Annotated in this window: 10 protein-coding genes; 9 read left to right on the top strand and 1 reads right to left on the bottom strand. The window is 74.6% G+C overall.

The genetic code is table 11. The features are described from left to right. Nucleotides 1-164: 164 nt before the first annotated feature. Complete coding sequence (locus tag GRQ65_RS01260) at nt 165-848, bottom strand: biliverdin-producing heme oxygenase (RefSeq protein ID WP_160874345.1); 684 nt, start codon at nt 846-848, stop codon at nt 165-167. Nucleotides 849-1012: 164 nt separating this feature from the next. On the opposite strand from GRQ65_RS01260, the gene GRQ65_RS01255 reads away from it, so the two are divergent. The 9 genes from GRQ65_RS01255 (at nt 1013) to gatB (ending at nt 11254) form a co-directional block, all read left to right on the top strand. Next, nucleotides 1013-2125 carry an ABC transporter substrate-binding protein gene (locus GRQ65_RS01255; RefSeq protein WP_160874343.1) on the top strand — a complete coding sequence of 371 codons (1113 nt, stop codon included), beginning with the start codon at nt 1013-1015 and terminating at the stop codon, nt 2123-2125. Next, on the top strand, nt 2122-3204 hold the full coding sequence (locus GRQ65_RS01250) for a FecCD family ABC transporter permease (protein WP_337191413.1): 1083 nt from the start codon (nt 2122-2124) through the stop codon (nt 3202-3204). Before GRQ65_RS01255 ends, GRQ65_RS01250 begins: the two co-directional genes overlap by 4 nt. Then, complete coding sequence (locus tag GRQ65_RS01245; protein WP_337191412.1) at nt 3201-4007, top strand: heme ABC transporter ATP-binding protein; 807 nt, start codon at nt 3201-3203, stop codon at nt 4005-4007. The genes GRQ65_RS01250 and GRQ65_RS01245 overlap by 4 nt, the downstream gene beginning before the upstream one ends. After that, nucleotides 3992-5101, top strand: coding sequence for a hypothetical protein (locus GRQ65_RS01240; RefSeq protein ID WP_160874341.1), 1110 nt, complete (start codon nt 3992-3994; stop codon nt 5099-5101). Before GRQ65_RS01245 ends, GRQ65_RS01240 begins: the two co-directional genes overlap by 16 nt. Further along, nucleotides 5094-6347 carry an HtaA domain-containing protein gene (locus GRQ65_RS01235; RefSeq protein WP_160874339.1) on the top strand — a complete coding sequence of 418 codons (1254 nt, stop codon included), beginning with the start codon at nt 5094-5096 and terminating at the stop codon, nt 6345-6347. The genes GRQ65_RS01240 and GRQ65_RS01235 overlap by 8 nt, the downstream gene beginning before the upstream one ends. A gap of 55 nt (nt 6348-6402) precedes the next feature. Continuing rightward, a complete protein-coding gene (locus tag GRQ65_RS01230) occupies nt 6403-7830 on the top strand; it encodes an HtaA domain-containing protein (RefSeq protein ID WP_160874337.1) in 1428 nt (475 codons plus the stop codon). 75 nt (nt 7831-7905) lie between these two features. Next, entirely contained in the window at nt 7906-8208 is a 303-nt protein-coding gene (gatC, locus tag GRQ65_RS01225; protein WP_160874335.1) for an Asp-tRNA(Asn)/Glu-tRNA(Gln) amidotransferase subunit GatC, read from the top strand. A gap of 8 nt (nt 8209-8216) precedes the next feature. Beyond that, entirely contained in the window at nt 8217-9746 is a 1530-nt protein-coding gene (gatA, locus tag GRQ65_RS01220; RefSeq protein ID WP_160874906.1) for an Asp-tRNA(Asn)/Glu-tRNA(Gln) amidotransferase subunit GatA, read from the top strand. After that, nucleotides 9743-11254, top strand: a complete 1512-nt coding sequence (gene gatB, locus GRQ65_RS01215; protein ID WP_160874333.1) for an Asp-tRNA(Asn)/Glu-tRNA(Gln) amidotransferase subunit GatB — start codon at nt 9743-9745, stop codon at nt 11252-11254. Before gatA ends, gatB begins: the two co-directional genes overlap by 4 nt. Nucleotides 11255-11420 lie beyond the last annotated feature (166 nt).

Below are 11420 nucleotides of genomic sequence, written 5' to 3'. Positions count from 1 at the left end.
TTCACCGGGTACCCGGTGAAACTGGCGGCCGGCGACGTACTGGACGCGGGCGGACGCCGATGGCGAACTGGGGTCACGGAACTGGTGCTTGCCGTAGGAAGTTTCGTGCTGGGAGCGTGAGTTTCACCGGGTACCCGGTGGAACGGGCGCGGGCCGGCCCGAGCTCAGCCCTCCCGCGGCGTACGACGCCAGGCGGGGAGGTGGGTGCCGAGCTCGACGAAGAGGGCGCGGTTGAGCTGGAAGGCGACCTGGACCTCGGCGACGACGCGGGCCTTGTCGTCGTGACTGGAGGTCAGCGCGTCGAGGCGGGCGCGGTAGGAGTCCTTGTAGGGCTTGGGCTTGGGGATCGCGGCGAAGCGGTAGAAGTCGGTGCCGCGACCCTCCAGCCCGAACTCGCGGTCGAGGGTGCGCCCGATCGCCTGGCCGCCGGAGAGGTCGCCGAGGTAGCGCGTGTAGTGGTGGGCGACGAAGAGCCCACCCCAGGCGGCGCTGGCCTCCAGGCGGTCGACGTACGCCGCCGCCGCGGGCGACTCGCCCGGCGCCAGGTCGTGCGAGACGTCGGGCGCCCAGTGGTCGAGGTCGGCGTCGAGGGCGTCGAGCCGCTCGAGGGCGACGTCGCGCACGGCGGCGACGTAGGGGTCGTCGGCGCGCTCACGGCCGGCGGTCTCGAGAGCGGCGTAGACCGCGCGCAGACGGCGAAGGTAGGCGGCGTAGCCCGTCTCGTCGACGCGGCCGGCCATCAGCTCGCCGACGAAGGACGAGCCCTCGGCGGCCTCGTGCTCGGCGCGGCTGCCGTCGCGCATGGCGATCGAGAGCGGCTGGTCGAGGGGGGTGTCGAGGACGGTCACGGGGCTCCAGTCGGGGCTCGGCCTGAGACAGGTCTCAGGCGGTGGGCGCAGTGGGAACGCTACGCCGTCCCGTCGGTGGGACGGTCCCTGCCACGCCGAACTGCGCATAGGTTAGCCTCACCTCACTCAGGTAAGGCTTACCTCATCTCAGGAACGGAGGAGTCGTGCGCACACGTCTCGTCGCCGCAGCCGTGCTGGCGTCCGTGCTGGCGTCGACGGCGCTGCTGGGCGGGTGCGGCATCGACGCCCCCGACCCCGGCGCCACCGCAGACGGCGGCTCGTCGGTCGGGGGAGTCTCGCTGGCCGACGTGACGCCGGCCGCCGACCCCCGCGCGTACGACGGCCCGACGAGCGCGGTCGTCGCCGACCCCGCCGTCGAGCCGGTGGCCGACGCCCCGACCTCGCAGCTGCCCGTGACCGTCACCGACGCCCAGGGCACGGAGGTCACCGTGACCGACACCAGCCGGATCCTGGCGCTGGACGTCTACGGCACGCTCGCGCGCACCGTCTTCGAGCTCGGTCTCGGCGACGCGGTCGTGGGGCGCGACGTCTCGACGCAGTTCGCCGAGGCCGCCGACCTGCCGCTGGTCACGCGCGGCGGGCACGACCTCTCGGCCGAGGCGATCCTCGCCCTCGACCCGACGGTGCTCATCACCGACACCACCCTGGGGCCGTGGGACGTCGTCCTGCAGGTGCGCGAGGCGGGCGTGCCGGTGGTGGTGCTCGACTCCACGCGCAGCCTCGACAACGTCGCATCGCTGACGACCTCGGTCGCCGAGGCGCTCGGCGTCCCCGAGCAGGGCGCGGCCCTCGCCGCACGCACCGCCGCCGAGGTCGACCGGGTGCGGGCCGAGATCGCGGGGATCGCCCCGGCCGAGGAGAGCCGCCGGCTGCGCACCGTCTTCCTCTACGTGCGCGGGCAGTCCGGCGTCTACTACATGTTCGGCGAGGGCTCGGGCGCCGACGGGCTGATCGAGGCGGTGGGCGGCTACGACGTCGCCGACGAGATCGGCTGGGACGGAATGAAGCCGGTCACCGACGAGGGCATCGTCGCCGCCCAGCCCGACGTCGTGCTCGTGATGAGCAAGGGCCTCGAGTCCGCCGGTGGCGTCGACGGCCTGCTCGAGCGGCTGCCCGCCCTCGCCACCACCCCGGCCGGCCAGCACCGCCGCTTCGTCGACATGGACGACTCCCAGGTGCTCGGGTTCGGACCGCTCACCGCCCAGGTGCTCGAGGCGCTCGCCGTCGCGATGTACGCCCCCGAGGCGGTCGCGTGACCGCCACACTGCCCGCCGGCACGACGGCCCTGGCGCGTCCGCGGATCCGGGCGGGGAGGGTCGGGCTCCTGGCCGGACTCGGTGCCGCCCTCGGCGCCGCGCTCGTCGTCGCCGCCGGACGCGGGCAGCTCGACGTGCCCCCGGGCGAGGTGCTCGGCTCCCTGTTCCACCGCGTCGGGCTCGACGTCGGCCCGCTGCCGAGCCACCCCCAGGGCGAGGCGACGCTGTGGCAGGTCCGCTTCCCGCGGGTGCTGACCGCCGCCGTCGCCGGAGCTGCGCTGGCCACCGCCGGTGCGCTGATGCAGGGCGTCTTCGGCAACCCGCTCGCCGAGCCGGGCGTCGTCGGCGTCTCGTCGGGGGCCGCGCTCGGGGCGGCCTCCGTCATCGTCTTCGGCTGGACCTTCCTCGGCACCTGGAGCGTCGCGGTGGCAGCGTTCGCCGGCGGACTGGCCACGACGCTGCTGGTCTACCTGCTCTCGCGCGACGCCGGGCGCACCGAGACGGTGACGCTGGTGCTCACCGGCATCGCCCTCAACGCGATGACCAGCGCCGGCCTGGCGTTCCTGATGTTCCTCGGCGACACCCAGGCTCGCGAGGAGATCGTCTTCTGGACCTTGGGCAGCCTCAACGGCTCGCGCTGGGAGCACCTCGCCGTCATGGTGCCGGTCGCGGCCGTGGGGCTCGTCGCCGCGCTGCTCCTCGCCCGGCCGCTCGACCTGCTCGCCCTGGGCGACCGGGCCGCCCGCCACGTCGGCGTCGACGTCGAGCGGCTGCGGCTCACCACGATCGTCGTCGTCGCGCTGCTCACCGCCGCCGCGGTCGCCTTCTGCGGGGTGATCGCGTTCGTCGGGCTCGTCGTGCCCCACCTGGTCCGCCTCGCCGCCGGCCCCGGCCACCGCCTGCTCGTGCCGGCGTCCGCGCTCGGCGGGGCGGTGCTGCTCGTGCTCGCCGACCTGTGGGCGCGCACCGCGGTGGAGTACGCCGACCTCCCGATCGGGATGCTCACCTCGCTCGTCGGCGGCCCGTTCTTCTTCTGGCTGATCCGCCGCGCCCGTCGTACGGCGGGGGGCTGGGCGTGAGCTCCCACGAGCACAGCCTCGCGGCGCAGGCCGTCGACGTTCGCCTCGGCGAGGCGCACGTGCTGCGCGGCGTCTCGCTGAGCGTCGGGGCAGGCGAGCTCGTGGCGCTGGTCGGACCCAACGGCGCCGGCAAGTCGACGCTGCTGTCGGTGCTGTCCGGCGACGTCGTGCCCGAGCGCGGCACGGTCACCCTCGACGGGCGGCCGCTCGCCTCGCTCGCCGCCCGCGAGCTGGCCCGCCGGCGGGCGGTGCTGCTGCAGCGCCAGGGCCTCGCCTTCGGGTTCCGCGTCGCCGACGTCGTCGCGATGGGCCGGGCCCCGTGGCACCGCACGCCGGCCGCCGCCGACGACGAGCTGCTCGTGGCCGCGGCGATGGAGCGCGCCGACGTCACCCCGCTCGCGCTGCGGCTCTTCCCGACCCTGTCGGGAGGGGAGCAGGCCCGGGTGTCGTTCGCGCGCGTGCTCGCCCAGGCCGCACCCGTGCTGCTGCTCGACGAGCCCACCGCCGCCCTCGACGTGCGCCACCAGGAGGCCGTGCTGGGCGTCGCCCGCGCCGCCGCCGACGAGGGTGCCGCCGTGGTCGTCGTGCTGCACGACCTCTCCCTCGCCGCGGCGTACGCCGACCGCGTGGCGGTGCTGTCCGACGGCGTCGTGGCCGCCGACGGGCCGCCCGCGGCCGTGCTCACCGACGAGCTCGTGAGCCGCGTCTACCAGCACCCGGTGCGGGTGGTCGACGTCGGCGGGTCGCTCGTCGTCGTGCCGGTCCGCACCTCGACGAAGGAGGCGCCGTGCGCCGTGTCCTGATCGTGCTGCTCGCCGCGATCGCGCTGCTCGTGCCTGTCGCCCCGGCACACGCCGCCGCCCGCGTGACGGTGACGGGCGACGGGGGCACGGCCACCGTCGACCCGACGTACCTCACCACGCTGACCGTCACCGGCCGCGGGTTCCAGTCGGTCGCCGGCGGTCACGGCGGCATCTACGTCTTCTTCGGCACGGTCAGCGGCACCTGGCGCCCGAGCCAGGGCGGCCAGACCGGGCGCGACCTGCTCTACGTGCCCGACGACGAGTCGGCCGACAACGCAGGCCACCAGCGGTTCATCGCCTTCCCGGGCTCCGACACCGCCGGCTCGGCCACCTCGACCATGCGCGCCGACGGCTCCTGGTCGACCACGATCAACGTGCCCGGCGCAGCGTTCGACACCGTCGACCGCGACGGCGCGGTGCGCCGCGTCGACTGCCGCCGGGTCACCTGCGGGGTCATCACCGTCGGCGCCCACGGCGTCGTCAACGCCCGCAACGAGTCCTTCACCCCCGTGCGGGTCGCCTCGGTCGCACCGACCGAGCCGGCCGCCTCGACCCCGGCGAGCACCACCACGGATGGCGACGACGTGTCGACCGCGGCACCCACCGCCGAGCCGGCGGACGAGCCGACGGACGAGCCGGCCGGCACGAAGCGTCCTCGCCCCGGCAAGGCCGTCCCCGCGACCCTCGAGGTCGACCGGGCCTCCGCGCGCCCGGGCAACGTCCTGGCCTTCACCGCCGCCGGGCTCACGCCCGGCAGCCAGGTCTCCGCCGTCCTCGACGACGGCGCGGCCGGCGCCGGCCCGTTCCTGGTCGGCCCCGACGGTCGCCTCGCCGGCGTCGTCTCCATCCCCGCCTCGACCGAGGTGGGGACCCACGAGCTGCGGTTGTTCGGCGTCGAGGAGCCGCCGTCGGTGAGCTTCGCCGTCACCGACGTCTCGACGCCGGACACCGCTCCCACCCCTGTGACCACGCCCGTCGCCGCCGAGGTGCCCGACGAGCGCGGGGCCGTGCTGTTCGCGGCCGGCTCGGCCGCGGTGCTGCTGCTCGCCCTCGCCCGCCTGGTCGTCGTACGCCGCAGGACGCGTCGTGCGTAGGGCGGTCCTCGTGGCGCTGGTGCTCGTCGCCCTCCCAGCCCGGGCGGTCGCGAGCGAGGAGCCGACCCCGACCCCCACGGCCACCCCGACGAGCACCATCAACGTCACCGGCGCCACGCTGCGCTGGGGGCTGAGCCGTGAGTCGGGCAACCGCGCCCACGCCCCCGGCACGGTCAACCTCTTCTCGGCCGGGCGCCACCCCGACCCGGGCCGCGGGGGAGTGCAGATCGCGCCCGAGCAGTGGCGCCAGAGCGACGGTGCGGTCTCGGTGCAGAAGTGGACCGGCGGCGCCTGGCAGCCCGCCACCTGGGCCGGCCTGTCGACCACCAGCGACGGCGCCCCGCTCGGTCCGCCGGCGGCCGGCACCACGAGCGACCACACGTTCGTCTTCGCCGGCGGCAGCGGTGAGGTCGACGCCGCGGCGGGCACCGCCCGGATCTCGTGGAGCGGCTCCGTCAGCGTCCTCTACTACTCCGGGATGTCGGCGTTCGTCGTCTCCGACCCCGTCCTCGAGGTCGCCGGCGGCCGTGGCGAGCTGCGGGCCAGCGTCGGCGGCCACGCCTCGTCGCAGACCGACCAGACCGTGTGGCAGGAGGTGCCGGCGCAGGTCGTCACCCTCGCCACCCTCCCGGCGGTCGACCTGTCCGACCCGCGTGGCTTCACGGCGACCCCTGCCTACCTCGGCGTCACGGTCTCGGGCGTCCCGCAGGTGACCGGTACGCCGAGCAGCGGGTCGTTCCCGCAGTCGTTCGTCGACCAGCTCGACCGGCTCGGCGCGGCGGCGTTCTGGTACTCCTCCGGCACCTCCACCGACCCCTTCAAGGTCGCGCTGCCCCTGACCGTCGGCCTCGACGCCGCGGGCGGTCCGCCGGCCGCGCCACCGACGAGCGCCCCCGCGACGCGGCCGCCGTCGGTGCAGAACTCCGCGCCCGTCCGTCCGTCGTCCTCCACGCCCGACCCGACCCCCACCCCGAGCGCCTCCGCCACGCCCACCGCGGCGTCGCAGCCCCAGCCGGTGGCGGTGCCCCCGCTGGCGGCCCCGACCGCCGCCGACCCGGTCCCGGAGGACGCGGCGGCGGGTGCCCTGCTCGCGCAGCCGCCGACCGCGACCCGGGTGGCCCCCGTCGCGGCCGTCATCCCGGCGACCCCCGCCTCCGACCCCTGGCCGTGGTGGCTCGGCAGCGCCCTGCTGCTGCTCGCCGCCGCCAGCCTGCTCGTCCCACCCCGCTCCGCACGCCGTCGGTGAGACGTCCGTGACGCGAGCTCTCCACCCACCCGGTCCCACCCCGAGAGGAACCACCATGTCCACCCTCGTCACCCGCACACGCCGCTGCGCGGTCGGCACCGTCGCGGGAGCGCTCGCCACCGGCGGGCTCCTCGCGCTGGCGCCCGTGCAGGCCCAGGCCGCCGCCCCCGCACCCGTGCTGGCCTGGGAGGTGTCCCAGCAGTTCGACGACCACCTCTCCACCCACGTCCTCGGCGGCGGCGCCACCGAGGACGCCGACGGCGTCGTGAGCTTCCCCGGCGGCACCGCGACCTACGAGGTCGCGACGCGCGCCTCGACGGTGCAGTACGCCGGGTCCGTGGCCGGGTCGTTCGTCAACGCCGGCACGACCCTCTACACCGTCACCCTCGCCGACCCGGCCGTGACCTACGGCCCTGACGGCAGCGGCCGCCTCACCGCCGTCGTGTCTGCCTCGAACGCCGCCTTCGGCGGCCCCGCAGCCAGCACCGACCCGGCTCGCGTGGTCGTCGCGACCTTCGCGGCCTCGACCCGGCCGGACCCCACCACGCTCGCCGCCACACCCGACTGGGCCGGCGTGCTCCCCGCCGACAGCGCCGAGGCGACCGCCCTCGGCATCGGCGCCGGCAAGCCGGTCGACGGCAAGTCGTTCGCCGCGTCGTTCCTCGGCAACCTCACCAGCGGGGTGCGGGCACACTTCTACGCCACCGGGACCAACCCGGCCTCGGACCTGAAGAAGCAGGTCGCGTCGTTCACCGCCGGCGTGCCGACCCCGACGGTGACCGCGCGGGTCAGCGACGCCAGCCCGACCGCCGGCCTCACCGTCGCGGCGACCGGCACCGGATTCCGCGGGGTGACCAACATCGGCGACAACGGCATCTACGTCGGCCTGGCCCCGGCGGGTGGCCTGCCCCCGACCGGCTCGCGCGATGGCATGGACGCCTTCGCCGCCGCGACCTGGGTCCCGGCCTCGGCGCTCACCAGCGGCTCGTTCTCGACCTCGCTGACCGCACCGACGGCCCGCCTCGACCGCACGAAGGCGTACTCCGTCTACACCTGGCAGGCCCACACCCGGTCGAACACCACTCAGGACACCGAGACCCCGGTCGCGATCGACTGGACGCGCCTGCAGGCCCCGGTGACCACGCAGCCCACCCAGCCGACCACGCCTGCTGCGGTCGTCAAGGCCACCCCGAGCGTCACCGCGACGATCAAGGGCAAGCCCGTCGTCGGCCGCCGTGCGAAGCTCGCCGTCGCCCTCGACGGCACCACCTCGGTGCCGAGCGGCGCCCTCGAGGTCGCGCTGACCAAGAAGGGGACGAAGAAGTCGAAGGTCGTCCGGGTCGCCGTCTCCGGCACCACGCAGAGGGTGACGCTGCCCCGGCTCACCCGCGGCGTCTGGAAGGTCGTCGTCGCCTACTCCGGTGACACGTCGCACGCCGCCGCCTCGGGCACCACGAAGCTCACGGTGAAGGCGAGGAAGTAGCGCCCGGCACAGCGCGGGCCGGGTCGCCGCAAGGCGGCGACCCGGCCGTCGTCGCACTTCCCTAGGATCGACCCCATGCCCGACTCGCTCTCCCGTGACGAGGTGGCCCACCTGGCCGACCTCGCCCGGATCGACCTCACCGACGCCGAGCTCGACCACCTCGCGCCCCAGTTGTCGGTGATCCTCGACTCCGTCGCCTCCATCCGCGGGGTGGCCGGTGACGACGTCCCCCCGACGTCGCACGCGCTGCCGCTGACCAACGTCTTCCGCGACGACGTCGTGCGCCCGAGCCTGACGCCCGCCGAGGCGCTCTCGGGGGCCCCCGACGTGGACCAGCAGCGCTTCTCCGTGCCGCGCATCCTGGGGGACGAGCAGTGAGCGCCGACCTGCCCGAGGTCCTGACCCGCTCCGCGGCCGACCTCGCCGACGACCTCGCCTCCGGCGCGACCACCAGCGTCGAGCTCACGCGTGCGAGCCTCGACCGCATCGCCGCCGTCGACGGCGCGGTCCACGCCTTCCTCCACGTCGACGCCGAGGGCGCGCTCGCCCAGGCCGCCGCGGCCGACGAGCGCCGCGCCGCCGGGCAGCCGGCCTCGGCCCTCGACGGCGTGCCGATCGCGGTCAAGGACGTGCTCGCCACCCGCGGTCTGCCGACCACCTGCGGCTCCAAGATCCTCGAGGGCTGGGTCCCGCCGTACGACGCCACGGTGGTCGCCAAGCTCCGTGAGGCGGGGCTGCCGATCCTCGGCAAGACCAACATGGACGAGTTCGCCATGGGCTCCTCGACCGAGCACTCGGCGTACGGCCCCACCCACAACCCGTGGGACCTCACCCGCATCCCCGGTGGCTCGGGCGGCGGCTCGGCCGCCGCGGTGGCCGCCTTCGAGGCGCCGCTGGCGCTCGGCACCGACACCGGCGGCTCGATCCGCCAGCCCGGTGCGGTGACCGGCACCGTCGGCACCAAGCCGACGTACGGCGGGGTCTCGCGCTACGGCCTCGTCGCGATGGCCAACAGCCTCGACCAGGTCGGCCCGGTCACCCGCACCGTCCTCGACGCGGCGCTGCTGCACGAGCTGATCGGCGGCCACGACCCGCTCGACTCCACCTCGATCGCCCAGCCGCTGCCCGGCATCGTGGACGCCGCCCGCCAGGGCGCGACCGGTGACATGAGCGGGGTGCGCATCGGCGTCATCACCGAGCTGGGTGGTGACGGCTGGCAGGCGGGCGTGCAGGACCGGTTCCGCGAGTCGCTCGACCTGCTCGTCAAGGCCGGGGCCGACGTCGTCGAGGTGTCGTGCCCGAGCTTCGTGCACGCGCTGGCGACCTACTACCTCGTGATGCCGGCCGAGGCGTCGAGCAACCTCGCGAAGTTCGACGCGATGCGCTACGGCCTGCGGGTGCTGCCCGAGGGCGTCGCCTCGCCTTCCGCCGAGGAGGTCATGAAGGCCACCCGCGCCGCCGGCTTCGGCGACGAGGTCAAGCGCCGCATCATGATCGGCACCTACGCCCTCTCCAGCGGCTACTACGACGCCTACTACGGCCAGGCGCAGAAGGTGCGGACGCTGATCAGCCGAGACTTCGCCGCGGCGTTCGAGAGCGTCGACGTGCTGGTCTCGCCGACCGCGCCGACCACGGCGTTCCCGATCGGGGAGAAGGTCGACGACCCGCTGGCGATGTACCTCAACGACCTCGCCACCATCCCCGCCAACCTCGCCGGCGTGCCGGGCATCTCGGTGCCCAGCGGCCTCGCCTCCGAGGACGGCCTGCCGGCCGGGTTCCAGATCCTGGCCCCCGCGCTCGCCGACGACCGCTGCTACCGCGTTGGCGCCGCGCTCGAGTCCCTGCTGGTCGAGCAGTGGGGCGGCCCGCTGCTCGCCCAGGCCCCGGCCCTGCCCTCGGAAGGTGCGTCCGCATGACCACGACCTCCCACGACGACGTCGAGCTCGTCGACTTCGACACCGTGCTCGCGGCGTACGACCCGGCCCTCGGGCTCGAGGTCCACGTCGAGCTCAACACCGCGACCAAGATGTTCTGCGGCTGCCCCGCGACCTTCGGCGGCGAGCCCAACAGCCACGTCTGCCCGACCTGCCTCGGCCTGCCCGGCGCGATGCCGGTCGTCAACGGCAAGGCCGTGGAGTCCGCGATCCGGATCGGGCTCGCGCTCAACTGCGAGATCGCCGAGTGGTGCCGCTTCGCGCGGAAGAACTACTTCTACCCGGACATGCCGAAGAACTTCCAGACGTCGCAGTACGACGAGCCGATCTGCTTCGACGGCTACATGGACGTCGACGTGGACGGCGAGACGTTCCGCGTCGAGATCGAGCGCGCCCACATGGAGGAGGACACCGGCAAGTCGACCCACGTCGGCGGCTCCACCGGTCGCATCCACGGCGCCGACCACTCCCTGGTCGACTACAACCGCGCCGGCATCCCGCTCATCGAGATCGTCACCCGCCCGATCCTCGGCGCGGGGGAGAAGGCCCCGGCCGTCGCCCGCGCGTACGTCGCGCAGCTGCGCGACCTCATCGTCGCGCTCGGCGTCTCCGAGGCGCGGATGGACCAGGGCAACCTGCGCGCCGACGTCAACCTCTCGCTCTCGCCGAAGGGGTCGGGCACGCTTGGCACCCGCACCGAGACCAAGAACGTCAACTCGTTCCGCTCGGTCGAGCGCGCGGTGCGCTACGAGATGCAGCGCCACGCGGCGGTGCTCGACTCCGGCCGCTCGATCCTGCAGGAGACGCGCCACTGGCACGAGGACACCGGGATCACCACGAGCGGGCGCGAGAAGTCCGACGCCGAGGACTACCGCTACTTCCCCGAGCCCGACCTCGTGCCCGTCGCGCCGTCGCGCGAGTGGGTCGAGGAGCTGCGCGGCACGCTGCCCGAGAACCCCACCGAGAAGCGCGCCCGGCTGCAGTCGGAGTGGGGCTTCAGCGACCTCGAGATGCGTGACACCGTCGGTGCGGGCGCCCTCGGTCTCGTCGAGGAGACCGTCGCCCTCGGCGCCGCCCCGCAGGCCGCCCGCAAGTGGTGGCTCGGCGAGCTCGCCCGCCGCGCCAACGACGCGGGCCAGGAGCTCACCTCGCTGGGCGTCACCCCGGCCGACGTCGCCGCCGTGCAGGGGCTCGTCGACGACGGCACCCTCAACGACAAGCTCGCCCGCCAGGTCTTCGACGGCCTCTTCGCCGGCGAGGGCACCCCGGCCGAGATCGTCGCCGCCCGCAGCCTGGCCATCGTCTCCGACGACGGCGCCCTCTCGGCCGCCGTCGACGAGGCCATCGCCGCCAACCCCGACGTCGCGGACAAGATCCGCGACGGCAAGCACGCCGCCGCCGGCGCCCTCATCGGCGCCGTCATGAAGTCGATGCGCGGGCAGGCCGACGCCGGCAAGGTGCGCGAGCTGATCCTGGCCAAGCTGTCCTGAGGGTGTCGGGATCCCAGCATCTGCTGGGATCCCGACCGTTCTGGGGTGTTGCAACACCCCAGAACGTCAGGAAGTGCCCCCGCCCGGCGCGCGATTCTCCGCCGTGCCGGGGGCGAGGTACGGTGCCGGGGATCTGACAACTCCATCCAGTCGACGCCCACAGCAG

Origin of the sequence: Nocardioides flavescens (genome assembly GCF_009823805.1) — a bacterium.
Lineage (GTDB): Bacteria > Actinomycetota > Actinomycetes > Propionibacteriales > Nocardioidaceae > Nocardioides > Nocardioides flavescens.
The sequence above is the reverse complement of the archived record's forward strand: the minus strand, read 5'-3'. Positions and strand labels throughout refer to the sequence as shown.

Excerpts from the sequence above, each read along its gene's own strand:
- GRQ65_RS01230 (WP_160874337.1), top strand. The coding sequence starts at position 6,403 with ATGTCCACCCTCGTCACCCGCACACGCCGCTGCGCGGTCGGCACCGTC.
- gatC (WP_160874335.1), top strand. The coding sequence starts at position 7,906 with ATGCCCGACTCGCTCTCCCGTGACGAGGTGGCCCACCTGGCCGACCTC.
- gatB (WP_160874333.1), top strand. The coding sequence starts at position 9,743 with ATGACCACGACCTCCCACGACGACGTCGAGCTCGTCGACTTCGACACC.